Source organism: Coprococcus sp. RTP21204st1_G4_RTP21204_210225, from assembly GCF_040915385.1.
Classification (GTDB): domain Bacteria; phylum Bacillota; class Clostridia; order Lachnospirales; family Lachnospiraceae; genus Allocoprococcus; species Allocoprococcus comes.
On sequence record NZ_JBCPDP010000011.1, the window covers coordinates 16,948 to 40,292 of the forward strand.

Genomic DNA, 23,345 nt, shown 5'->3' on the forward strand with positions numbered 1-23,345 from the left:
GTTCTACATTCCATCCCCTTGTATGATAGGAACCTTTCTTACTGTCCCATATTAAAATTAACAGTATCGTCCGCTTTTTTAAGCTCTTTCTCTAAATCTGCACCATTTGTAATATTTGTTGTCGCAACAGAGATTGCGTCTCTTGCTTCATGGAAATATGGTCCCGTAATAATAGAAGGAACTTTTGTTGAATAGTCAACTATTTTTTCAAACACTGCATCACCAGAGAAAAATTCATTCGGTACTGCATATGCATCAGAATCTCCTGCTGGTGTCCATGTAGCAATTGCTCCACAAGAGAGAATATTATTATATAACTCTGTACTTCCAGCAAATGTAGATGCAAGAAAATCTTCTGCTAACTCTACGTTTCCACAATTCCCTGAGATTGCCCAGGAAGAACCTCCAATATTTGAATAGTTTGTGGCACCCTTTACATTTGTAAGTTTTGGAATATTTGTAATAGCCCATTTTCCTGACTGATCCTCAGCTGTCTGAATTGTTCCCATAATCCAACACCCATTAATCACACCTGCAACTTCACTGTTCAACATTGAGCCAGTGTATTCATCCCAGTTATTTACTTCCTGTAACACACCTGAATCTTTCATTTTACAATATGTATCAATTACCTTCTTCAAAGTGTCATTTTTTGCAATATTCGTTGTTCCATCTTCATTAAACAAAGATGCTCCTGCAGACTGCAACATCATCGTAAGCAAATCACATTCGCCTGCTGTCGTTGTCAATAATGGTTTTCCTGTTTTTTCCAGTACTACTTTGCCTTTTTCAACCCACTCATCCCAAGTAATATCTGTAAAATCTTCTAAAGTCATTCCAGCTTCTTGCAAAATATCTGTACGATAACAAGCAATTGCTGCTCCGTTGTCAAAAGGCACTCCATAGTGTTTTCCATCTACAACAGAAAAATCTGTTTTACCAGGAGCAAATTCTGAAAAATCAATTTTCTTTTCAGAAATTTCTGTAAATACATCTGGATAAGATAATACATTTTTTTGGAATGCCTGGTCTTGCATCAAAAAAATATCTGGCAATGTGCTTAGATCTCCTGATATACCAGCCGTAGTAAGTCTAGACTGTACATCTACATCTCCAACTTCGACAATATCAATTTTCACATCTTGATGATCTTCTTGATAAATTTTTGCAGCTTCTTCCATTGCAAAAATATTAAATGTTTTGTCCCAACACCATACTGTAATTGTATTATCGTCTTTTTTGTCCCCTGAACCTCCGCATGCTGCAATCCCCATTGCCATCGTAGCTATCAATAAAATTGCCACTATTTTTTTTCTCATTCGTTATATTCTCCTTCTACCATGCCCCTTGATACCCTATTGTTACCGCACTATTCCGAGCTCCTGCTTCCATCGAATCTTGAACATTCAATCCATTCAAAATCCCATATAAAAATCCGGCAATAAAACTGTCGCCTGCACCCATTGTATCAACAACTTTACACTCTATGATTCCAAATCGATACCAAGAATTTCCATCATACCCAATGCTTCCATTTTTCCCCAATGTTGCAATAATGACTTTAGGTCCTTTTTGTTGCATTGCTTTCATGAATTCCTTTAATTGTTCCGTACAATTTTCTTTTTCTTTTAAGCCCATGCTATGATATTTCTGTCTAAACTCATTGCGTGATTCCTCGTCAAAAGAGAAGAATGCATATGTCACATATGGAATCGCTTTCTCAACAATTGGATTTGCAAATTTATTGGCAAAATCAAATGCAACTGGAATTTCTTTCGAAATAAGTGGAAGCTCATCTTCAATCATTCCCCAAATTCCTGTAACCGCTAAATCATGTTTCTTTATAAAGGAAATGTCTTGTTCTCTTAGCTTAAAGTCTGCCAAAACACCTTCTTCATATTTTCCAAACACTCTATCTCCGTCTACAATGTCAACATGTGTAACTGCGGTCTTTCCATCCAGCACTTGAATATGAGAAGTATCAACTCCTTTATTTTGAATTGCACTTATCATGATTTTTCCGAATGAATCAGTTCCAACAGCACCTGTATAAGAACTTTCTCCACCTAATCGTTTTATGTATACAGCAACATTCACTGGGTTTCCCCCTGGATAAGATTCATTCAATGAATCATAATAATCAATACAATTATCTCCTATTGCTGCTACTCTTATCTTTCTGTCCATTTTGCCACCTTAATAGTCCAGACATCTGTAATATCTTCTGATTTCCATAGGATGACAATTGACTTTTTCCATATGTACATCAATTCTCTGTGTTACCGCATGCATCACTAAATGTGATATATATCCTCTGTACTCTGGACTAATTCCTTTTAATTCAAATTTCTTGGTATCAATAATATTGTATTTTCCACAAATGCGTGGCAAGAAGTTTGCAACGCGCTCGCTCAATGATCTCTGAGAATCTTCCCCAATAAATACTGTAACTGGTGTATCTTTGTCAATTATTTCTAACATTCCATGGAAAAATTCTGCACTGTGGATAGATTTTGTACGAATCCAATGCTGTTCTTCCCAATAACACATTGCATAAGAATATGTGGCACCATACTGGTTCCCAGCCCCAACAAAATAATGAATTTTGTCATCCTTATGACGATTTGCAAATTCTTCTCCGAAAGCATCTGCTTCCTTTTCAACTTCCACAAGTGCAGTTGCCAAATACTGATCCAACTCCTTGTATAAATCCTCATATTCTGGAAATTCTCCTGCATTGTACATAAATCTATCTGCTACCATATAAAATTTCAATTGTTCATTGGCAGGATATGTAATCACATAGTCTACAAGTTTTGCAAGTTCTGCAGTAGCAACATCAATAAAACCAATCACCCTTGCTCCACTCTTCTGTGCTTTTTTTACTCCATCTACGATTTCAGAAGTTGTTCCTGTAACAGACGAAATAATTACAATAGTTCCTTCTCCAACTTTTTTATTTCCAGTTGTCAAATACTCTGCTGCGTTTTCAACAAAAAATGAAAGTTTTGATTTTTCTTTCATATGAACCTCTGCCTGGAGGCAAGATGCATATGTTCCACCGATACCGAGCCAACAAATATTCTTGTATCCTTCTTTACAAATTCCATCAATCAATTCATTAATTTGATTTCTCAGAGCAAGCGCTCCATTCACACTTTCAATCTGTTTCTGTTCATTAAATTTCAACATAGTGTTTTCCCTTTCCCTTCTTTTGTATTGGTGACTATTTTTAAATTTAATATACCACTTTTTTTATTTTTTTCAATATTTCACGCAAAGAATATTGAATATTGTTGTATTTTTATAAATATAAATGCTTTTTTTTATACACAATGCATATATTTCTTTTATTCTGGTATGAAACGCATTTCAAGTTTACTATACCAGTTTTTATATTTATTTTTTATTTATTCATTTCTTTTTTCCTTTCTATTTGCTTTTTAAGAACTGACAACGTATAATTTGATTATAATTTACAAGTAAATTATAATATTAGGAGTTCTTATGAAAAAAAATTTATTAACTTTAGATGTTGCATTATCAAAAGAAATCAAATACATGCTAAAGGAAGAACACTATCTTCCAGGTGACAAACTGCCTTCGGAACGAAAGCTGGCAGAGCTGTTTCATGTACAACGCTTAACTGTTCGTGGAGCCTTGAATCTGTTACTTCAAGATAAAACAATTATCTCAAAACCACGAAGTGGTTATTACGTAGCGCCTAAACGCATTTTACAATCCATTCGTAATTTTTCCTTACATTCAGAGGAAGATAGCGAACAATTAACTTACGAATTATATGATTTCAAAAAAATAGAAGCAGATAACTATCTTGCAAGCGAAATGTTACTTCCTGAAAAATCGAAAATATACAAAATTGTTTGGCTTTATTCAGATGGTACTCAACTAATTTGTATCAATACAACTTATATTCCTGAATATATCTATCCAGATCTCACCCAACAAATTGCTGCTTCTGCTCCTGCAATTGATTTGATTACAAACAATTGTCAAATAACCTTGGCAAAATCGAATCAAAAAGTCACCTTACTTTACGCAGACACAAAGACTGCTCAAATTTTAAATATTCCTGTTGATAGCCCTTTAATGAAATACAAAGGGCTCATGTATGATAAACAAGGACATCTTGCAGTCTTTTTTGAAAATAATATGCTAATTGATCGTTTTGGTTTTATCAGGGAGGTAGTTTTATGAGCAATGATGATGTATTAGCCGCACAAATAAAATCTAGTATCATTACAAAAATTAAAACACAGGAATATCTTCCTGGGGAGTTGCTTCCTAGCGAACGGGATTTTGCAACAATGTATAGTGTAAGTCGGTATTTGATTCATGACATCTTTGACGAATTAATTAGCCAACATTACTTAATTCGCGTTCACGGAAAGGGAACTTTTGTCCGCAAACCCGAACAAAATCGAGTTGCTTTAGGAGTACTAAATGAATCAAAAAATGCTAGCTTTACCTCTTTAGTTCGTAACTTTGGTATTGAAATTTCCAATAAATGCTTAGGCACAGGTATAATCAAAAACAGAAAATACTTTGCAGATAAACTTGGACTTTCTGAAGAAGATGAAATATACGGTATTCATCGAATTCGTCTTGGAAACAAGGAACCTCTTGCAATTGAGTTTACCTATGTTCCTCTTCATTTTTTTTCAGATATCGATAATTACAATTTTGAGCACATATCGCTTTATGATTATATGAAATCCAAAAATCATTTGCCTGTAAAATTTAATGAGACAATGATGATGGTAGAAGCTGGCGAAAAACTTCAAAAGCACCTTCATCTTCCAAGTGCCACCTCTATCGTCAACTATATTGAATTCATAGGATACGATGAAAATAGTAATTTAGTTGAATATACAGAAAGTTATTCACGCCCTGATAAACTTGAAGTGCGCTTTGTCACAAATGATATCTAAATTCACTTTAATTTTACCATTTAGTATGTGTATGCACCATAAACAAAACAAGATAGAATATACACAAAATAATACTTTTGTTAGGGGCGGGGAAAATTGACCACCTAAAGTCGCTTAGAATTAACCATTTTTAGTCGGATAGGCAAGCTTTTCCTTGAGATTTTCTTCACGCTTGTCATCGAATACAGCAGAAGCATTGTTTAGGGTGTCTTAATTTATGAGACCATTATAGTACTCAATATAACAAAAATAAGGACAGCTTTTTAGAACCTCATTAGTTCAAAAAACTGTCCTTATTTTACATCCTATCGTTTTTTATCTTTTATGTTTTCTTTTCTGTATTTGTGCGGTGTCATTCCGTAACGTTTCTTAAATTGCCTGAAAAATAGCTTTGATTCTCATACCCGACAATCCAGGGCTATTTCTTCAATCGAAAGCTTTGTATCGCACAACAGAAGAACCGTCATCTGAAATCTTTTTCTTTGCAGAAGCTCCTGAAAATTGTATCCGGTTTTTTGCTTTATCAGCTTGTATCGCGATTATGTGATTGAAGAAGCCATTTTATTCTCCGGTGTAAGCCCGAGGAGGGACGGCGTCTGCTTCAGTTCACGAATAAACCGATCAGTACAATCAGCACTTTTTTGTGTTTTTCAGGCAAGAACCACTTTCAGACTGCCTTCAAAAAACAGTTTGGTATAACTCCAAACGAATACAGGCGCAAGCGGTTATAAACCGTCCTGCGCCTGATGATGTCACCATGATCGGATTCGATGATCTGCCGATTGCAGATTCTTTATATGTCACATTTCTTATACTTCTCTTAAGTGCTGCTTGATCCTTGCAGTAAGTTTTCCATCCACATTATCGATCAGGATCGTATCTCCGCTGCCAACATTTCCTTCCAGAATCAGTTTAGCTGCCTCGGTTTCAACATTCTTCTGAAGATATCTCTTCAATGGTCTTGCACCATAGGTCGGATCATATCCGCCTTCCACTACAAGCTGTTTGGCTGCTTCGGTAAGCTCGATCCTCAGTTCTTTATCTGCAAGCCGTTTATTGATATCATTGACAAGCAGGCTGATGATAGAGTAGACATTATCTTTCGTCAGCGGACGGAACATAATCGTCTCATCCAGACGGTTCAGAAATTCCGGTCTGAAATGTGCTCTCAGATCATTCATGACCATCTCCTCTGCCTCTGGTTTGATATCGCCATTTTCATCGATACCATCCAGCAGATAAGAAGATCCGATGTTCGATGTCATGATCAGGATCGTATTCTTGAAATCAACGGTACGTCCCTGCGAGTCCGTGATACGTCCGTCATCCAGTACCTGCAGAAGTACGTTAAATACATCCGGATGTGCTTTTTCTACTTCATCGAAAAGCACTACGGAATACGGTTTTCTGCGAACGGCTTCCGTAAGCTGACCGCCCTCATCATATCCGACATATCCCGGAGGCGCTCCGATCAGACGGGACACAGAATATTTCTCCATGTACTCACTCATATCGATACGCACCATATTGTTCTCATCATCAAACAGATTCTCGGCAAGTGCTTTTGCAAGCTCTGTCTTACCTACACCTGTAGGTCCAAGAAAGAGGAAGGAACCAATCGGCTTAGTCGGATCTTTGATTCCTGCTTTGGAACGGATGATTGCATCGGTTACTTTCGTAACGCCTTCGTCCTGTCCGATGACACGTTTGTGAAGTTCATCTGCAAGGTGCAGTGTCTTGCTTCTCTCGCTTTCGTTTAATTTTGCAACCGGAATACCAGTCCAGCGGGAAATGATCTTAGCAATCTCATCATCGGTAACACTTTCATGAACCAGTGACAGATCTTCATCTTTTACCTTTGCTTCCTCTTCTTCCAGCTGTTTCTGCAACTGTGGAAGACGTCCGTACTGAAGCTCTGCTGCCTTGTTCAGATCATAGCTCCTCTGAGCTGCTTCGATTTCACGGTTCAGCTGTTCAATCTGCTCACGGATCTTCTGTACATGTTCAACAGAATGTTTTTCGTTATCCCACTGTGCTTTCTGCTTTGCGAATTTTTCCCGTTCTTCGGCAAGTTCTTCCTGCAGTTTCTGCAGTCTTTCCTTGCTCAGTCGGTCATCCTCTTTCTTCAAAGCAGCTTCTTCAATCTCCAGCTGCATGATCTTACGGTTCAGTTCATCCAACTCTGTCGGCATAGAATCCAGCTCTGTCTTAATGGATGCACATGCTTCATCAACCAGGTCGATTGCCTTATCCGGAAGGAAACGGTCTGAAATATAACGGTTACTCAAAGTAACCGCCGCAACCAGTGCGCTGTCTGTGATCTTGACACCATGGAATACTTCATAACGCTCTTTCAATCCACGAAGGATAGAAATGGCATCCTCAACTGAAGGCTCATCCACCATAACCGGCTGGAAACGACGTTCCAGAGCGGCATCCTTTTCGATATACTGGCGATACTCATCCAGAGTTGTCGCACCAATACAATGCAGCTCACCACGGGCAAGCATTGGTTTTAACATATTTCCGGCGTCCATTGCACCGTCTGACTTTCCGGCACCTACAATGGTATGCAGCTCATCGATAAACAGGATGATGTTTCCATCACTGTTCTTGACTTCTTCCAGAACTGCTTTCAGACGCTCTTCAAATTCACCACGATACTTGGCACCTGCAACCAGTGCTCCCATATCCAGTGCAAATACTTTTTTATCTTTCAAAGCTTCCGGTACATCACCACGCACAATACGCTGTGCCAGACCTTCTACTGCTGCTGTCTTACCTACACCAGGTTCACCGATCAGAACCGGGTTGTTCTTTGTCTTACGTGACAGGATACGGATCACATTCCGGATCTCTGCATCACGTCCGATGACCGGATCCAGCTTCTGCTCCCTGGCTTTTTCTACCAGATCTTCCCCGTATTTGTTCAAGGTATCATAAGTAGCTTCCGGATTATCACTGGTTACTCGCTGATTACCTCTTACCGAAGAAAGTACCTGAAGGAAACTTTCCCTTGTGATTCCAAGTTCCTTCATCATACCTTTGATCTCACGGTTCGCATATTTCAGAAGTGCGAGGAACAGATGCTCAACCGATACATATTCATCACCCATCTGCTTTGCCTCATCCTCGCCATGGATCAGCACATTATTCAGATTCTGACCAATATACATCTGACCGCCCTGTACCTTCGGACGCTTCCGTAAAAGCTCTTCCACACGGTTCATCATCGTCTCTTTTGTAATGCCCATCTTCTCAATCAGCTTGAGAATCAGGCTGTCATCTATTGTAAGCAAAGAATACAGAAGATGTTCCTGTTCAATTTCCTGGTTGCCATAATCTGCCGCAATCTTTTCAAGGTTCTGTACTGCTGCCATAGAACTTTGTGTAAATTTATTGATATTCATAACATGAGTCCCTCCTTTGCCTTGCTATCTTTGTTCTACTCGAACTATAGCACTTGTTATTAGCACTGTCAATAGTCGAGTGCTAAATCTATATAAATTTTTACTTCCCTGTCAAATCATCGAACTCATTTTATGAGTCCCATCTATATGAAACGCCCCGGATCCTTTATCTTCCTCCGGCAGCGGCTTTCTTATATTCCATCAGTTTCTGTCTTGCTTCTGCATTTAAATGTCTCGGAACCTGAATTTGTACCGTTACATACTGATCACCATGGACATTTGCATCCTTCATGGAAACGATTCCTTTTCCTCTTAAACGAATCTTGCTTCCTGACTGTGTTCCTTCTTTGATCTTACACATCACATCACCATACAGGGTATGCACCCTTGCTTCTCCACCAAACACAGCAGTTGTATAAGGAATGCTGACCGTTGTATAAACATCCATACCTTTTCGTTCATATCCGGCTTTCGGCTGAACAGTTACTTTCAGAAGAAGATCTCCTGCCCCACCTTTTCCGGTTCCCGGCATTCCTTTTCCACGAAGTCTTATGCTCTTTCCGCTGTCAATTCCTGCCGGAATATGCACCTCAAGTGTCTGTGCTTTTCCGCTCTGATCCTGCAGAGTAATTCTTTTATCACATCCAAATGCTGCCTCATCAAATGTAACAGACACACTGGCATTCAAATCCTGACCTTTCTGATCAAAGCCTGCTGATCCGTGACCGCCAAATCCTCCGAAGCCACTAAATCCGGATCCATCGTCATAGAAACTGCTTCTGTGAAAACCATGACCTCCGAAACCATCTGTGCTTTTACTGCTGCTTCCGTGGAAGATATCTTTAAACATATCTCCGAAAATATCATCTGCATTTCCTGTAAAATGATACTCCTGATATCCTCCAGGACCACTTTTGAATCCCTGGAAACCATTTCCAAATCCACTGCCCTGATAGCTGCCTCCTGCAGACTGGTCAAATGCAGCGTGTCCGAACTGATCGTACATCTTCTTCTTTTCCGGATCACTCAGTACCGAATAAGCTTCTGTTACTTCTTTGAATTTCTTTTCTGCATCCGGATTTCCGGCATTGGTATCCGGATGATACTTCTTCGCCAGCTTCCGGTAAGCTTTTTTGATTGTCTTCTCATCTGCATTCTTTGCTACTCCGAGCACCTCGTAGTAATCCCGCTTTGCTGCCATGCTCTGTCACCTCCTGCCTGTAAAACACCCCGGAGATTGCTCTCCGGGGGAAATTTATCTTCTATATTAACCTTCAATTGTGATATATTTCTTCTCTTCTACCGCTGGTTTTGCTTCTTTTTTCGGAACAAAAAGTTTCAGAATACCATGTTTAAATTCTGCTTTGATATCTTCTTCTGTGATATCTTCACCAACATAGTAACTTCTCTGACATGCTCCTGCGTAACGTTCACGGCGGATATACCTGCCGGTTTCTTTCTCCTGTTCATCCTGATCAAGACCTTTCGCTGCACTGACTGTCAGATAACCATCTTTCAATTCTGCAGTAACTTCATCTTTCTTGAACCCTGGAAGATCAATCTCAAGTTCATATCCATCTTTCATTTCCTTGATATCTGTCTTCATCAGATTATTCGCATGATGTCCATAGAGCTTCTTTTCTGCTCTGTTCTCTGCTTTATCTGCATATCCGTAAAACGGAAATCCAAACCAATCATCATCAAATAAATTATTATTAAAAATACTAGGCATTAACATAAGTCCTGTCTCCTTTCAAACACTCATAATACGTTCGGAACACTTTCTGGCGAACCTTTCTTTTCGTTCCCCTTCCTTTGTTCTACCTGTACTATAGCACGCGTTATTAGCACTGTCAAGAGGTGAGTGCTAATTCTTTTGTGAAAATTTTGTGAACGCTACAAGCCATGCAAAATGGTGAAAATAAACGCCCTGCAAGTTTACTTGCAAAGGCGTCCATTTTTGCTATTTTATAGGGCGACAGCCCGGCAGCGAGGGAATTCTTTCCCGAGCTGTGCATGGCGTATCTCTCAGCTTCACAGGGATTTTTCACTTGCTTTCGCACGGAGGTTTCTTGATTTGACCACATTTTACGACAAATCTGCGGATGATCCGTTTACAGTAATTACTTTTTCTGTATCCATGCTGCATTATCTCTCTTCTGTATTTTTTATATAAATAGTGCTTCATGCCGCACCCTCTTTTCTCAAATAGCCGTCCTTAACCATATTCAGCAAAACAGCTCTGGCTCTACGATGTTTTACATCTGTCTTAAAATCTCTACTGTTTCAGCAGTAGTAATAAAGCCATTTTCCAATACATATTTATAAATTTGTTGTTCCTGTTCACTATAAAGACGGATATCTCTTCTGCAAACCGGTCCATATCTCACTGCTTCATCCATCCGCTCATAATAAGCCATCGAAAAATCTACAATTTTATAAATACTGACTGAACTCTACCTTCTCCTTATTCGGTCCTTCAATCGTAAAGAAACGCACGCCGTTATCCCAGAACGGAAGGAAATGAATGGTATCCTTCGTTGTGTTCATTTTTTCGGCTTCAATATACCGATACACTTCTTCGATATCTTTCACATTGATCGCCACATGATCAATTGCTCCGCTCTCCATCTTTGCAGCCTTATTTTCATAAGTCTCGATCACAAGCGTTTCCAGTTCCAGAAATGCAACCTTTTCGTCTGCTTCTTCATTCACCGTCTGAAGTGCAATCTCAAATCCCAGTTTCTGATAAAAAGCAATTGTTTTTTCAATATCATTTGTCGGAATCCCGATATGCTGAATCCCTGTTGTATATGTTTTCAAATCCATCTTAACGTCCCATCCTTTCTTCAACCTGTGCAAGTTCCGGCATTGCAGGGATCGCGCCTTTCCTCTCTACACAAAGGCTTGCCACCGCGTTGCCAAACCGTACATACTCTTTCAGTTCATCCATGGTAAATGCTTCCGGTCTCTTTCCGGCTTTGCTGATACAGTATAAAAATCCTCCCCAGAAGGAATCTCCTGCCCCATTGGTGTCCACCGCTTTGCTCACAAATCCCGGAATATGTACACCGCCTTCTTTGCAGTACAGATATGCTCCATCGCTTCCCAGCGTGACTGCAACGATCTTGACACCCTTCCGAAATAAAATTTCTGTCGCTTCTTCCGGACTTTCTTTGTCTGTCAGAAGCTTCGTTTCTTCATCTGAAATTTTCATGATATCCACGTAAGGAACCAGACTTCTCATCTGTTTCTTTGCAGTCTCCTCATCCTTCCATAAAGAGGCTCTGTAATTCGGATCATACGAGATGATACTTCCTTTTTCTTTTGCGCGCCGGATCGCATAATGTGTGGTATCTCTTGCCGGCTGTTCCGTAAGTGACAGAGAACCGACATGAAAAATATGTGTCTTATCCAGAATATCAACATCGATTTCTTCTTTTTCCATTCTGGTATCTGCTCCCGGTTTTCTTGCAAAAGAAAATGTTCTCTCTCCATTCTCATCAATATTTACAAACGCAAGAGTCGTAAAATATTTTTCATCCAGAAGCATTCCTTCCGTTTCCACGTTTTCTTTTTCCAGCACAGATTTCAAAAACTCTCCATGCATATCCTTTCCTGCCTTCCCGATAAAAGCGGTATGTCCACCAAGTTTTGCCACCGCAACTGCAACATTTGCAGGAGCGCCACCCGGATTCTGGGCAAATAGTGTCTGCCCGTCTTCATTTACTCCCTGCCAGGTAAAATCGATCAGGATCTCACCAAATGTTGTAATGTCGTAAAGCGACCGTTTTGCCGCATCATTGGTATCTGCAAGAAGTCCTTCTTCAAGCAGTCTCTCCAGAACCTGGTTGCATTCATTTTCTTCGTCCGTGTGGATATGCAGTTCTCCGTATTCAAATTCAGGCATACTTAAAACACCGAGCATGGATTTCGCATTGACCACATATCTGCCACTGCAAAGCTCTACGTCACAGGAAATCCGCTCTGCAATGCTAACCAGTTTCCGTGCATTTGTCATGGTTCCCAATATTACTTTCGCAATCATTTTTTCCTCCTAAGCAAATATGCTGATAATCAGGGCACAGATAAGACCGGTAAATCCGATAATCGTCTCCATCATCGTCCATGATTTTAAGGTTGTCTTTTCATCAATTTCCAGCAAGGAGCTTACCAGCCAGAAACCAGAATCATTCACATGACTGAATGCCGTTGCACCACCGGTAATCGCACAGACCATCGCTGCAAGGTATAATGGCGAAAGTCCTGCAACCGCCGGCATGGATGCCATAATTCCGGCTGCCATCGTCATCGCAACCACTGCCGCTCCAACCGATGCTCTTACCAGAGCTGCGATCAGAAATGCAACTAAGATTAAAAGAAGACCGCTCTTTTCCAGTGCCGGTCCGATGATGTCTCCCATCCCGCAGTCCTGAAGCACCCAACGAATGATTCCGCCTCCGGTAATAACCAGAAGGATCTGTCCTGTCGGTCGGAGAGATCTGTCCATGATCTTTTTCAGCTGTTCCCCGTCATATCCCTGCTTCTTTCCAAGAAAATACATTGCACACAGAACTGCAATAATCAGCGCTACAAATGGTGTTCCCACAAATTCCAGTACCGGTCGTATTCCATCAAGTGCCGGAATATATTCCGAAAGTGTGCTGCACAGAATGAGTACCAGCGGAACAAGGATGATCGCAATGACAGTTGAAAATTTGGGAAGATTTGCTTCTTCCTCTTCCCTTACTTCTGAAACTGTAGTTGGAAGTCCGGTATGGATCTTGGTCCCGATAAATTTTGACCATAAAATTCCGGCAAAAATAAGTGATAAAATTCCGATCGGCACACCAACTGCGATCATAATACCAAGATCTACTCCAAGCATATTGGCAACCAGAACCGATCCAGCTGACGGCGGGATAAAGGCAAATCCGGTTGCAAGACCTGCAAGAAGCGGAATCACATAATACAAAGTTGATTTTTTTGTTTTCTTTGCCAGTCCGAAAGCAAGCGGAATTAAGATTACAACTCCTGCCTCAAAGAAAACAGTCGTTCCAACTACAAGTCCGGTAATTCCAAGGGCAATCCCTGCTTTTTTTTCACCAAACCTGTTAACCAGTGTCTGTGCAACACACTGTGCGCCACCCGACACTTCCAATATACCTCCGAACAGGGAACCCAGACCGATCAGCAGTACAATTCCCTGTAAGGTTTCTCCTGCACCTTTTTCTACCGTATTTACCAGAGTCGGAACCGGCATCCCGGCTCCGAGTCCGATCAACAGAGCAGAAATCAACAGAGACAATACCGGATGAAATTTAAATTTTATGATCAGCAGTAATAATAAGACGATTCCCGCTGCCGCAGCGATCAGCAGTCTTGTCGGATCTGCTGCAAATACTGTTTCTGACATTTTCATTTCCTCCCGTATTCTTCCTGATTAGTGAACATATTTGTGGATCGTTGCTTTTACAGCACCTGGTCCTGCGATCATTTCACGAAACATTTCTTCAATCTTTTCACCGACACCATCTTTGTAAAGATCGGTAAAGAACAGACGTTCATTGGACAGGATCGGTTTCAACTGGTCTTTCAATGTCTCCGGCTTTCCAACTACGATGTCACCAAGCTGTTCTCCGATTTCTTCATTCATCGGATCCGGTGCCAGTTCGAATTTGTTTCCTTCATCATCAACTGCCAGCATATATCTGAGCCAGCCTGCAATACCAAGCGGAATTGCTGTCAGTTTTGATGCATCTCCGTATTTTGCCACATAAGCTTTTACCGTCTCGCCAAAACGGATACCAACCATCTGTGACACATCAACTGCAAGACGGAGATTTGTATCTCCCAGATATTCATTCGGAAAACGGTCATTAAAAAGTTCATCCACAAATGCCTGTGGAGAAAGGATTCCAGGATCTGCCACTACCGGAAGTCCTTCGTCATAAGCAACCATTCTTGCCATCTTCATCATATCTTCATTGGTATTAAGCATATGTGCGAACAGATCATATCCAAGTACGACACCAAGCGGACCTGTGGCTGAATGAACCGGATTTAAGCATACCGTTACTTTCATTCGTTCCGAAAGATTTACTGTATTTCTGTCCGCCATATAAACTCCAAATCCTTTTTCCAGTGCCGGGCGTCCGTTCGGAAAACTGTCTTCAATGACCAAATATTGCGGTTTTTCTGCATTTACAAATGGAGCAATGTAAGTCTTCTTTCCAGTGATGACCGGCTGCATTTTTTCCACACCGAGAGCTTCAAGATCATCTGCAATCTGTTCGCTCGGACGTGGAGTGATCTTGTCGATCATGGTCCATGGGAAGGCAACGACTTTTTCATCACTTACATATGTAATGAAATCATCATCTACAAATCCCTGCTTCTTCCACTCTTCTGCCATTGTAAGAACAGATTCACGGAGTTTTGCACCATTCTTGGAACAGTTATCCATAGATACCAGTGCAATTGGATATCTTCCTGCTTTGAATCTTTCATAAAGCATTGCTACCAGTACTGCCATGGCTCCTGTCGCTTTATCCGGTCCGTTCTTAATGTCCGCTTCCACGAATGGAAACCAGGTTCCGTCTGCTTTCTGCAGAGCATATCCTTTTTCGGTAATTGTAAAGGATACCATCTGAAGAGATTTGCTTGTAAAGATCTCTTTCAGGCGGTTCCACTGTGCCAAATCAGAAGACTGTGCTTTTACTGCTTCTGCAAGGGATCCGAGTACTTTATATTCACGTGTTCCGTCCCCATGCAGAATTACGCTCAGTCCCAGATTGTCATATGGATCATAAATTTTATCTACTACGTCATAGTCAAATGTCTCTACACAGGTGATTCCTCTGTCCAGTACACCTTCTTCCAGAAGTCCGTCTGCAATTCCACCGATAAAAATACGGAAAATATTACCGATTCCAAAATGAACCCATCCCGGTTCTTCTTTTGCTTTTTCAGATATCTTCTCCACATCATATCCCGGAAGTGCAATTCCTGCCTTCTCCCATGCCGCACGGTCTTTGATTCCTTCGATTGTTAACTTCATTTTGTTACCTCCCGTTTTACTTTTTCTTTTTAGTTATGTTTTTGACTTACGCTTATATCTAAGTTGTAAGTGTAGTATATAACCACAAAAGTGAGTTGTCTATTGACAAAAAATACAATTTTACAATTCTATTTTTATCTATTTTTCACAAAGTGAATCAGAAAGCTCTTGTTTTATCCGCACATCTATATTAGAATAAGTTCATATCTTGTGTGTATGATTCACGCATAAGTAAAGGAGAATATCATGAAAGAAAAAGGAATGACCACGATTACCCTGAAAAAAATCAATCGGGAAAAAGTGTACCAATATATTTATCAGCAAAAAGAAACATCCAAACTCCAGATCGTTCAGGATCTGCAGATGGGACTTTCTACTGTCAGCCAGAATTTAAATGAGCTGGAAAATGACGGTCTGATCAGCCGGAATGGATATTTTGAATCAACCGGCGGACGAAAGGCCCAGATTATAAAAATTGTTGAAGATTTCCGTATTTCGATCGGACTTGGGATTTTAAAAGATATGTTTCATATTGTAGCCGTAAATCTATATGGAGATGCAATTGCAACCGAAACGATTGAGCTGCCATACGAGAGCAGCGATGCTTACTACTCTGCCCTTGCTGCAAATGTAGAACTGTTTATCCAAAAGAATCATTATGATCCTGAGAAAATTGAAGGGATTTCGATTGCCACCCAGGGCGTCATCTCCCCGGACGGAAATGTTGTTACTTACGGCGATATCATGGGAAATGCAAACATGCAGCTGTCTGATTTTTCTTCCAGACTTCCGTATCCATGTCATCTGGAACACGATTCAAAAGCCGCTGCAGATCTGGAACTCTGGAATCATCCACAATTTGACAGTGCCCTGATTTTTCTTCTGAATTCTAACCTTGGCGGTGCGATCATCACCGGACATGAAGTTCACCAGGGCGATCATATGCGTAGTGGTCTGATCGAACACATCTGCATTGATCCAAATGGTCCGAAATGTTATTGCGGCAATCACGGGTGTCTGGAAACTTACTGTTCTGCAAATGCCCTGAAAGCAGCTTCCGGTATGCCGGTCAAAGAATTTTTTAACCTCCTGCATCAGACACATGCTCTGAATCTCACACAAATCTGGAGAGACTATCTTGACCACCTTGCCTTTGCAATCCGTAACCTGAATCTTGTGATCGACAGTCCGGTGATCATCAGCGGATATCTTGCACCATATTTTCAGGAAGCAGATATGCAGTATCTTTTAAGCAAGATCAATGAAAGTTCCCTTTTCCAGATGGACGAAAGCCAGCTTCTGGTGGGAAATCATGGACAGTATACTCCTGCGATTGGTGCGGCACTTTATTATATTAAAGAGTTTCTGACGCCGGCTGTGTCGTAATAATCGAGCAGGCTGCTCCTGCTCAGCTTGTGTACCATCTTGCTTAACAGCCAGGTGATGTACTTTTTCCAAATACAAATCCTTATGCAAACATAAATCTGCATTTTGCACATCGTATACACAAAAACAGGACAGATATTTGATATCACTTTCCTCATTTTCTGATAAAAATGATATCAAATATCTGTCCTGTTTTCTTATGCTTTACCTAAACATTTTCACAGAACTTCTACGCATCAAAATGAATCCTGCTCTCATCAAACCGGTCCTGCTGCGCTCTTTCTTCCGCCGGATATCCAAGTGGAAAGATTGCGAATGCTCTCTGATCTTCCGGAATCCCAACGATCTCTTCCACTTCCTTCATCCGCTCTTCGATCGGAGCAATTCCAAGCCAGACTCCGCCAAGTCCGATTTCATCTGTCTTAAGCCATAAGTTCTCCATTGCAATACTCATATCGATGTCCGCATAACATGGGACATCACAATCTTTCCGATATGCAGATATGATTGCCACCGGTGCATTCGCCGTCATCCCTGCATACGGACTTGCCTTTGATAATTTCTCCAGTGTATCTTTTTTGGTAATTACATAGAATTCCCACGGCTGCTGGTTCTTTGCAGACGGTGCTGCCATTGCCGCGCGAAGGATTTCCACAATCTTTTCCCTCTCCACTGGTCTGTCCTGATATTTTCTGATACTTACGCGATGAAATAAATCTGCCATTTTCTGTTCTCCTCTATTCTATCTTTTTCAGTCTCTCAACCGCATATTTGATAAATCTTTTTACCGCTGGTGATGCCTGTTTATACGACGGAACTGCAAGTCCAAGTGTGATCCTTGATGGTGGATCTACCGGAATCTTCACTACATCACAATTCCACTTTTCCGTGATCAGATTGTTCATCACACTCATTCCAAGTCCCTTTTCAATCATTGCCATTGTCGCAAAATTTTCCAGAGTTGTAAAATGAATATTCAGTTTGATTCCATTTCGCTCAAACAGCGAAACCACATCATCATCCCGTCCAAGTGCCGGCATAATAAACGAATCGGTCTCACAATTGATTAACGGATAACTTTCTTTTGATGCATACGGATGATCTTTTGGCAAAACTGCCAGCATTTCATCATAGTCCAGTGGTGTCCACTCATACGGCATTGGCTCCTGATAACTTAAAAATCCGATATCCGCCTTTTTTTCATCCAGCCATCTTGTCACTTCCTGCCGGATTCCCTCCATAAGCCGGATTTCGATCTGCGGATAATCCTGTTCAAAGTCCCGGATCACCTCCGGAAGCCAGTGCGTAGAAATACTGGAATATGCTGCAATCGTCACACTGCCTACAAGAAGTCCCTTTACTTCTGCTGCGAGCTCATAGATTCGATTTTCTTTTTCAAGAAATTCTCTGACTGCAGGCAAAAGAATTTCCCCATCCGGTGTTAGGGTAACCCCTTTCCTCGTTCGTCTGAGTAAGGTAAGACCTGTTTCGTTCTCCAAAGCTCCAACAAGCTGACTGACTCCTGACGGTGTATAATTTAATCTCTCTGCTGCTTTTGTAAAGCTCCCAGTATCTGCAGCATACATAAAAGCTTTACATCTGGCACTTTCCACATCTGTTCACCTCTTAATTTAAATATTTATTTTAAGTAATACTATTCTTATTTTGAATAATTAATAGTTTTACTTTATTGTAGGTGTATTTTAAAATAATTTCAACAGGAAATAGAAAGGAGGTTTTATAATATGAATATTCAAATCAGAGCTTATCAGAGTAAAGATGCTGCCTCTGCAGCACAGATATGGAATGAGGTTGTAACAGACGGAAATGCATTTCCACAGGATACCGAAATGACAGCTAACGTTGCCAACTTATTTTTTCAGGAACAGACTTATACCGGTATTGCAGAAAATGCGGACACTCACGAAATTCTTGGCCTTTATATCCTTCATCCTAATAATGTTGGAAGATGTGGGCACATCTGTAATGCCAGCTATGCTGTCCGTAAAAATATCCGTGGATTGCATATAGGTGAAAAACTGGTTCTTGATTGTCTGCAGAAAGCAAAAGAAAACCAGTTCCGCATTCTGCAATTTAATGCGGTTGTTGCTACCAACACCCCAGCATTACATCTTTATGAACGAATTGGATTCAAAAAACTCGGCACAATACCCGGCGGTTTCCGGATGCCGGATGGAACTTATGAAGACATCATTCCACATTACTATCTTCTCTAAGTACATCCCCCTCCATAACGGAGGAAGGGCGCATCCAGCTTATCCCAGATGCGCCCTGTATTTATGATCAACTATTTACAAAATATCTTTATAGAGCCGGAGGACATTCTTATAAAAAATCTTTTCTATTTCCTGATAACTTTTTATAAATGAAATTTTGTCTTTATTCTTTTCCATTTCATTATAAAAAACAGCTAAAAGGCGCATTCCATATGCAAAAGGATTATTCTCCGTTCTTGGTCTTGTTGCCATATCTTTTGCTCCTTCTTTCTGTTATGCCATATGGCTGTCACGTGCTACTTTAATGCACTCCAGACCTTTCTTTAATACTGCGGTCTGTGTTGCCACATTCAGACGAACATATCCTTTTCCGCATTCACCATAGTTTGTTCCACTGTTCAAACGAACACCTGCTTCTGCAAATGCATTCATCAGATCATCCTGTTCCATATTCCATGCACTGAAATCAATCCACAGCAGGTAAGTTCCTTCTGGTTCAATCATCTTAACTTCCGGCATATTCTCCGCAAGGAAATCTCTTACTACACCGATATTCTTCCAGAAATATTCATTCTGCTGGTCTACATAGTAATCGCACTCGTTGTAGCATGCCATAAGTGCTTCGATTCCAAGATAGTTATAGTCAAAGTGGAAATCATCATATACCACATTGTACTGGTCGCGAAGCGCTTTATTCTTGATTACAACATATGCAGAATAGAAGCATGCAAGATTGAATGTCTTACTTGGTGATCCCATTACAACGATATTGTCTGTAAGGTCATCTGAAAGTGAGAATAATGGAGTATGTTTGTGTTCTCCGTATACAATATCTCCGTGAATCTCATCACCAACAAGAATTGTATTGTTTTTCTTACAGATTTCTGCAACTTTGATAAGTTCTTCTTTTGTCCATACACGTCCTACCGGATTGTGTGGGTTACAGATCAGCATGATTCTTACTCTTGGATCTGCTACTTTCTTCTCAAGATCTTCAAAATTCATCTCATAACGGCCATCTTCGAGTACCAGATCATTGCTTTCAACAAAACGTCCTGCACCTTTGATTACGATGCTGAATGTATGGTAAACCGGAGCCTGGATCAGCACTTTATCGCCCGGACGGGTATATGCATTCAGGATCATCCATAAAGCACCTGTCATTAGTCCCTGTGAATGACGGATTGTTTCCGGGTCAACAGTAAGACCATATCTCTTTTTATACCAGTTACAGATTGATGCTGCAAATCTTTCCTGTGGCAGTGCACCATATGCATACACACCAAATTCTGTACGTTTACGAACTGCTGCAATTGCTTCTTCCGGTGCTTTGAAGTCTGTATCTGCTACTCCAAGCGGAATATACTTTCCATTTTCTCCTTCATAATCCCATTTGAAAGAATCTGTGCCAATACGATTGATCGGTTCATCAAAATCATGAAATATGTTTGCCATTGTTTTTACCTCATTTTTTCAATATCTTCATCATCTGTTTTTTTGATGGCACCTGACCTGCAACAACTAGTTTCCCGTCAATCATCACCGAAGGAGCCGTCATCACTCCCAGCTTTACGATCTCAACCAGGTCTGTCACTCTCTCGATTTCCGTATCCATCCCGAGCTCTTCAAGACACTCCTTCACAACCGCATTTGTCTTATCACAGTTCTCACAGCCGCTTCCAATTACTTTTATATTCATATCCCGCCTCCAGATTTAATTGTTCAGTTTCATAGGAAGTCCCACACACTCTTCCCACGCCGCCGCGATCTCCCGGATCAGTGCAATTCCGATTTTGGAAATAAATACAAGCTGAGACTTCGGCTGTGGTTCGTAAGGCGCATAATCCCGTTTCTTTCCGACTACATCAACTTTTTCCCATCCTTCTTTTTCCACTTTAAAGAATCCCTTTACACGGAAAACATCCGGTTCAATCTTTGCAAGGAAAGCTTCCAGCTTTTCCTTCTGGATCTCTCCTGTAAAATCCATGGAAAATGTTTTTGGTTTATTTTTCGATGAATTCGTAGTATCCTCACATTCTGCCCATTTATACAGCATCAGATCCATATCATAAAACGAACGGTCAATATTTCCATTGGCACTCTCTGTAATTGGGCATACCGGATTAATTTCACGCACTTTGTCTTTCACCTGTTCAATCTGCTCGCTGTCCACCAGATCAACCTTTGTCAGAACCGCAAGATTGCAGTGTTTAAGCTGACGATCAATTGTCTCTGAATCCCCGATCTGATCCAGAAAATTATAGCAGTCCACCAGACAGATACAGCCTTTGAAATCATATGCATCCGTAGCCATCACTTCCGTCGCCGCAAGAATTTCTTCCGCATTGGACGGATCTCCAAACCCTGAGCTCTCTACAAACACGTATTCCAGACCTTTTCTGGACATCTGAACCAGCGCATCCACAAAGGATAATCTCAGACAGCTGCAGAAAATCGATCCCCGGTTCAGTTCTACCATCTGAATATCATTATTCTGAAGCACGGTTCCATCAATACTGATCTTTCCCAGTTCATTCTGGATCACTCCAACCTTTGTTCCTTCCATATTTTCCAGAAGATTCCGGAGGATCGTCGTCTTGCCGGATCCCAGAAATCCCGTCAAAAAATACAATTTAATCTTACTCATGATTCATTTCTCCTTTTTCTATACTGCAACTGCACCCTGATTTGCTCTGCTGCCGCTGCAACTTATTTTTCTTCTTTTTCTGTATTACAATTGCAATTTAAAAGCCCTGCATAATCTCCCGGAATCATCAGATGCCCCACTGTCTTATAAACCTCATTCATTACGTCTATGTCCAGAGAATACTGCATCCATTTTCCTTCTTTGCGCGCCTTTACGATTCCCAGATCACACATCAGCTTCATATCATGCGATAAGGTCGGCTGTGTAATATGAAATTCCTCCAGGATCTTACAGGCACATAATTCTCCTTCGGATAACATGTCGATGATCTTCAGGCGTTTCGGATCCGACATCACTTTGAATATACGGGCATATTTTTCATAGTCTATCTGCATTTTTCTGTCACCTCGGGTAATGTAAATCTTTTCCTTTTCGTGCAAGCACGAATGATATTTGGATTTTCCCCACTACTTTTGATAATATTACGGATTGCTCCGCAGCGTTGCTGCTCCCGCAATCCTTCGTCCATTCGGAATCCGCTGATTTACTTTGTAAATCGCTCCTTCCTCATGGCCGGCGGGGAGCAAATTCATATGCCTTTTCGTGCAAGCACGAACGTCATATGAGTTTTCTCCCCTATATTATCATATTAAACCCATACCCCACAATGATTATTCCGATACAGACAATCCCGATGAATGTTCCGAGCAGTTTTTTCTTGATCGCTTTTGACAGCATTACCATAGATGGAAGTGAAAGGGTTGTCACTGCCATCATAAACGAAAGAATCGTTCCAAGTCCTGCACCTTTTGCCAGCAGGCTTTCTGCAACCGGGATGGTTCCGAAAATATCTGCATACATCGGAACGCCTACTGCTGTCGCCAATGGCACGGCGTACCAGGTCTGTTTTCCAAGAATGCTTCGGACGATATGCTCTGGGATCAGATTGTGGATAGCTGCCCCGATGATGACTCCGACAACGATATACGGAGCTACCTTTTTGACGGTAGCCACAACCTGATTTTTTGCATAATCCATACGGTCTGCAATTGTAAGCGACGGCGAAGCTACCTCCACATTCGGCGCCTGCCGAATAAAATCTGCCACCTGGTCTTCCATATGCAGCCGCTCAATGATCGTTCCCCCTATAACAGCTATGACAAATCCAACAATCACATAAGCAAATGCGATCTTCCCTCCAAAGACACTCATCAGAAGAACCAGAGATCCCAGATCCACCATCGGAGATGAAATCAGAAACGAGAAAGTAACTCCCAGCGGCAATCCCGCACTGGTGAATCCCATAAAGATCGGAATCGATGAGCAGGAGCAGAACGGAGTCACTGTTCCAAGAAGTGCTCCGATCAGATTCGCCCAGATTCCATGAAATCTTCCCATAATCTTTCTGCTTTTCTCTGGCGGAAAATAGCTTTGAATATAGGATATCACAAAGATCAGCACCGCAAGCAGCACAAAAATTTTTATGATATCATACAGGAAAAAGTGAAGAAATTCTCCTGGAAACCTTCCCTCTCCCAATCCGGCTTTAACAAGAAGTTTTCCGATCAGATCTTTCAGCCAGTGCATTCCAAGAATCTGGTCCTGAAAGAAATCCCATCCGTTTTTTATGATTTTCATGCTCTCTCCCTTCCC

Annotated in this window: 25 protein-coding genes; 5 read left to right on the forward strand and 20 right to left on the reverse strand. The window is 41.0% G+C overall.

The annotated features are described in order from the left end of the window. Positions 1-38: 38 nt before the first annotated feature. The 3 genes from AB5213_RS10925 to AB5213_RS10935 are packed head-to-tail and all read right to left on the reverse strand — an operon-like array spanning position 39 to position 3,192. Positions 39-1,319 (reverse strand): ABC transporter substrate-binding protein, encoded by a 1,281-nt coding sequence (locus AB5213_RS10925; protein WP_270222942.1) that lies wholly within the window; start codon positions 1,317-1,319, stop codon positions 39-41. 16 nt (positions 1,320-1,335) lie between these two features. Beyond that, positions 1,336-2,187, reverse strand: coding sequence for a PfkB family carbohydrate kinase (locus AB5213_RS10930; protein ID WP_055246327.1), 852 nt, complete (start codon positions 2,185-2,187; stop codon positions 1,336-1,338). Positions 2,188-2,196: 9 nt separating this feature from the next. Next, entirely contained in the window at positions 2,197-3,192 is a 996-nt protein-coding gene (locus tag AB5213_RS10935; RefSeq protein WP_004074321.1) for an SIS domain-containing protein, read from the reverse strand. Positions 3,193-3,507: 315 nt separating this feature from the next. On the opposite strand from AB5213_RS10935, the gene AB5213_RS10940 reads away from it, so the two are divergent. The 3 genes from AB5213_RS10940 to AB5213_RS10950 all read left to right on the forward strand — a co-directional run bounded on the left by AB5213_RS10940 (position 3,508) and on the right by AB5213_RS10950 (position 5,683). After that, positions 3,508-4,218: a GntR family transcriptional regulator gene (locus tag AB5213_RS10940; protein WP_173686991.1), complete on the forward strand. Its 711-nt coding sequence runs from the start codon at positions 3,508-3,510 to the stop codon at positions 4,216-4,218. Then, positions 4,215-4,952: a GntR family transcriptional regulator gene (locus AB5213_RS10945; RefSeq protein ID WP_055246324.1), complete on the forward strand. Its 738-nt coding sequence runs from the start codon at positions 4,215-4,217 to the stop codon at positions 4,950-4,952. The genes AB5213_RS10940 and AB5213_RS10945 overlap by 4 nt, the downstream gene beginning before the upstream one ends. Before the next feature lie 563 nt (positions 4,953-5,515). Further along, positions 5,516-5,683, forward strand: a complete 168-nt coding sequence (locus AB5213_RS10950; RefSeq protein ID WP_173685758.1) for a helix-turn-helix domain-containing protein — start codon at positions 5,516-5,518, stop codon at positions 5,681-5,683. 78 nt (positions 5,684-5,761) lie between these two features. Here the strand turns inward: AB5213_RS10950 and clpB are convergent, their stop codons facing one another. The 9 genes from clpB to AB5213_RS10995 form a co-directional block, all read right to left on the reverse strand. Beyond that, positions 5,762-8,362: an ATP-dependent chaperone ClpB gene (clpB, locus tag AB5213_RS10955; RefSeq protein ID WP_008370859.1), complete on the reverse strand. Its 2,601-nt coding sequence runs from the start codon at positions 8,360-8,362 to the stop codon at positions 5,762-5,764. A gap of 166 nt (positions 8,363-8,528) precedes the next feature. Then, positions 8,529-9,563: a DnaJ C-terminal domain-containing protein gene (locus AB5213_RS10960; RefSeq protein WP_055246322.1), complete on the reverse strand. Its 1,035-nt coding sequence runs from the start codon at positions 9,561-9,563 to the stop codon at positions 8,529-8,531. A gap of 66 nt (positions 9,564-9,629) precedes the next feature. Then, positions 9,630-10,100, reverse strand: a complete 471-nt coding sequence (locus AB5213_RS10965; RefSeq protein ID WP_008370865.1) for an Hsp20/alpha crystallin family protein — start codon at positions 10,098-10,100, stop codon at positions 9,630-9,632. A 115-nt stretch (positions 10,101-10,215) separates the two neighbouring features. Continuing rightward, positions 10,216-10,449: a hypothetical protein gene (locus tag AB5213_RS10970; RefSeq protein WP_368276683.1), complete on the reverse strand. Its 234-nt coding sequence runs from the start codon at positions 10,447-10,449 to the stop codon at positions 10,216-10,218. Positions 10,450-10,620: 171 nt separating this feature from the next. Next, positions 10,621-10,782, reverse strand: a complete 162-nt coding sequence (locus AB5213_RS10975) for a hypothetical protein (protein ID WP_008374334.1) — start codon at positions 10,780-10,782, stop codon at positions 10,621-10,623. Positions 10,783-10,798: 16 nt separating this feature from the next. Further along, a complete protein-coding gene (locus AB5213_RS10980; RefSeq protein ID WP_022220878.1) occupies positions 10,799-11,191 on the reverse strand; it encodes a VOC family protein in 393 nt (130 codons plus the stop codon). 1 nt (position 11,192) lies between these two features. Next, positions 11,193-12,410 carry a PfkB family carbohydrate kinase gene (locus AB5213_RS10985; protein ID WP_022220877.1) on the reverse strand — a complete coding sequence of 406 codons (1,218 nt, stop codon included), beginning with the start codon at positions 12,408-12,410 and terminating at the stop codon, positions 11,193-11,195. 9 nt (positions 12,411-12,419) lie between these two features. Further along, positions 12,420-13,778 carry a GntP family permease gene (locus AB5213_RS10990; protein ID WP_368276684.1) on the reverse strand — a complete coding sequence of 453 codons (1,359 nt, stop codon included), beginning with the start codon at positions 13,776-13,778 and terminating at the stop codon, positions 12,420-12,422. 27 nt (positions 13,779-13,805) lie between these two features. After that, positions 13,806-15,422, reverse strand: a complete 1,617-nt coding sequence (locus AB5213_RS10995) for a mannitol dehydrogenase family protein (RefSeq protein WP_022220875.1) — start codon at positions 15,420-15,422, stop codon at positions 13,806-13,808. 246 nt (positions 15,423-15,668) lie between these two features. Here AB5213_RS10995 and AB5213_RS11000 point away from each other — a divergent pair, with 246 nt between their 5' ends. Further along, positions 15,669-16,808 carry an ROK family protein gene (locus AB5213_RS11000; protein WP_368276685.1) on the forward strand — a complete coding sequence of 380 codons (1,140 nt, stop codon included), beginning with the start codon at positions 15,669-15,671 and terminating at the stop codon, positions 16,806-16,808. A 229-nt stretch (positions 16,809-17,037) separates the two neighbouring features. Here the strand turns inward: AB5213_RS11000 and AB5213_RS11005 are convergent, their stop codons facing one another. Both AB5213_RS11005 and AB5213_RS11010 read right to left on the reverse strand, forming a co-directional pair. Next, positions 17,038-17,532 (reverse strand): nitroreductase family protein, encoded by a 495-nt coding sequence (locus AB5213_RS11005; RefSeq protein ID WP_008374319.1) that lies wholly within the window; start codon positions 17,530-17,532, stop codon positions 17,038-17,040. 13 nt (positions 17,533-17,545) lie between these two features. Then, complete coding sequence (locus AB5213_RS11010; protein ID WP_022220873.1) at positions 17,546-18,421, reverse strand: LysR family transcriptional regulator; 876 nt, start codon at positions 18,419-18,421, stop codon at positions 17,546-17,548. A gap of 132 nt (positions 18,422-18,553) precedes the next feature. Here AB5213_RS11010 and AB5213_RS11015 point away from each other — a divergent pair, with 132 nt between their 5' ends. Beyond that, entirely contained in the window at positions 18,554-19,045 is a 492-nt protein-coding gene (locus AB5213_RS11015) for a GNAT family N-acetyltransferase (protein ID WP_008374316.1), read from the forward strand. 75 nt (positions 19,046-19,120) lie between these two features. Here AB5213_RS11015 and AB5213_RS11020 read toward each other — a convergent pair whose 3' ends face one another. The 6 genes from AB5213_RS11020 to AB5213_RS11045 form a co-directional block, all read right to left on the reverse strand. Further along, on the reverse strand, positions 19,121-19,297 hold the full coding sequence (locus AB5213_RS11020) for a hypothetical protein (RefSeq protein WP_022220872.1): 177 nt from the start codon (positions 19,295-19,297) through the stop codon (positions 19,121-19,123). A gap of 21 nt (positions 19,298-19,318) precedes the next feature. After that, positions 19,319-20,500, reverse strand: coding sequence for a MalY/PatB family protein (locus AB5213_RS11025; RefSeq protein ID WP_368276686.1), 1,182 nt, complete (start codon positions 20,498-20,500; stop codon positions 19,319-19,321). A 10-nt stretch (positions 20,501-20,510) separates the two neighbouring features. Then, positions 20,511-20,744 carry a thioredoxin family protein gene (locus AB5213_RS11030; RefSeq protein ID WP_008374309.1) on the reverse strand — a complete coding sequence of 78 codons (234 nt, stop codon included), beginning with the start codon at positions 20,742-20,744 and terminating at the stop codon, positions 20,511-20,513. A gap of 15 nt (positions 20,745-20,759) precedes the next feature. Continuing rightward, a complete protein-coding gene (locus AB5213_RS11035) occupies positions 20,760-21,692 on the reverse strand; it encodes a GTP-binding protein (protein ID WP_368276687.1) in 933 nt (310 codons plus the stop codon). Positions 21,693-21,754: 62 nt separating this feature from the next. Then, complete coding sequence (locus AB5213_RS11040; RefSeq protein WP_173692701.1) at positions 21,755-22,087, reverse strand: metalloregulator ArsR/SmtB family transcription factor; 333 nt, start codon at positions 22,085-22,087, stop codon at positions 21,755-21,757. Between the two features lie 241 nt (positions 22,088-22,328). Then, entirely contained in the window at positions 22,329-23,330 is a 1,002-nt protein-coding gene (locus AB5213_RS11045; RefSeq protein ID WP_368276688.1) for a permease, read from the reverse strand. Positions 23,331-23,345: the final 15 nt, after the last annotated feature.

Excerpts from the sequence above, each read along its gene's own strand:
- AB5213_RS10925 (WP_270222942.1), bottom strand. The coding sequence starts at position 1,319 with ATGAGAAAAAAAATAGTGGCAATTTTATTGATAGCTACGATGGCAATG.
- AB5213_RS10930 (WP_055246327.1), bottom strand. The coding sequence starts at position 2,187 with ATGGACAGAAAGATAAGAGTAGCAGCAATAGGAGATAATTGTATTGAT.
- AB5213_RS10935 (WP_004074321.1), bottom strand. The coding sequence starts at position 3,192 with ATGTTGAAATTTAATGAACAGAAACAGATTGAAAGTGTGAATGGAGCG.
- AB5213_RS10940 (WP_173686991.1), top strand. The coding sequence starts at position 3,508 with ATGAAAAAAAATTTATTAACTTTAGATGTTGCATTATCAAAAGAAATC.
- AB5213_RS10945 (WP_055246324.1), top strand. The coding sequence starts at position 4,215 with ATGAGCAATGATGATGTATTAGCCGCACAAATAAAATCTAGTATCATT.
- clpB (WP_008370859.1), bottom strand. The coding sequence starts at position 8,362 with ATGAATATCAATAAATTTACACAAAGTTCTATGGCAGCAGTACAGAAC.
- AB5213_RS10960 (WP_055246322.1), bottom strand. The coding sequence starts at position 9,563 with ATGGCAGCAAAGCGGGATTACTACGAGGTGCTCGGAGTAGCAAAGAAT.
- AB5213_RS10965 (WP_008370865.1), bottom strand. The coding sequence starts at position 10,100 with ATGTTAATGCCTAGTATTTTTAATAATAATTTATTTGATGATGATTGG.
- AB5213_RS10970 (WP_368276683.1), bottom strand. The coding sequence starts at position 10,449 with ATGTGGTCAAATCAAGAAACCTCCGTGCGAAAGCAAGTGAAAAATCCC.
- AB5213_RS10975 (WP_008374334.1), bottom strand. The coding sequence starts at position 10,782 with ATGGCTTATTATGAGCGGATGGATGAAGCAGTGAGATATGGACCGGTT.
- AB5213_RS10980 (WP_022220878.1), bottom strand. The coding sequence starts at position 11,191 with ATGGATTTGAAAACATATACAACAGGGATTCAGCATATCGGGATTCCG.
- AB5213_RS10985 (WP_022220877.1), bottom strand. The coding sequence starts at position 12,410 with ATGATTGCGAAAGTAATATTGGGAACCATGACAAATGCACGGAAACTG.
- AB5213_RS10990 (WP_368276684.1), bottom strand. The coding sequence starts at position 13,778 with ATGTCAGAAACAGTATTTGCAGCAGATCCGACAAGACTGCTGATCGCT.
- AB5213_RS10995 (WP_022220875.1), bottom strand. The coding sequence starts at position 15,422 with ATGAAGTTAACAATCGAAGGAATCAAAGACCGTGCGGCATGGGAGAAG.
- AB5213_RS11000 (WP_368276685.1), top strand. The coding sequence starts at position 15,669 with ATGAAAGAAAAAGGAATGACCACGATTACCCTGAAAAAAATCAATCGG.
- AB5213_RS11005 (WP_008374319.1), bottom strand. The coding sequence starts at position 17,532 with ATGGCAGATTTATTTCATCGCGTAAGTATCAGAAAATATCAGGACAGA.
- AB5213_RS11015 (WP_008374316.1), top strand. The coding sequence starts at position 18,554 with ATGAATATTCAAATCAGAGCTTATCAGAGTAAAGATGCTGCCTCTGCA.
- AB5213_RS11020 (WP_022220872.1), bottom strand. The coding sequence starts at position 19,297 with ATGGCAACAAGACCAAGAACGGAGAATAATCCTTTTGCATATGGAATG.
- AB5213_RS11025 (WP_368276686.1), bottom strand. The coding sequence starts at position 20,500 with ATGGCAAACATATTTCATGATTTTGATGAACCGATCAATCGTATTGGC.
- AB5213_RS11030 (WP_008374309.1), bottom strand. The coding sequence starts at position 20,744 with ATGAATATAAAAGTAATTGGAAGCGGCTGTGAGAACTGTGATAAGACA.
- AB5213_RS11035 (WP_368276687.1), bottom strand. The coding sequence starts at position 21,692 with ATGAGTAAGATTAAATTGTATTTTTTGACGGGATTTCTGGGATCCGGC.
- AB5213_RS11040 (WP_173692701.1), bottom strand. The coding sequence starts at position 22,087 with ATGCAGATAGACTATGAAAAATATGCCCGTATATTCAAAGTGATGTCG.
- AB5213_RS11045 (WP_368276688.1), bottom strand. The coding sequence starts at position 23,330 with ATGAAAATCATAAAAAACGGATGGGATTTCTTTCAGGACCAGATTCTT.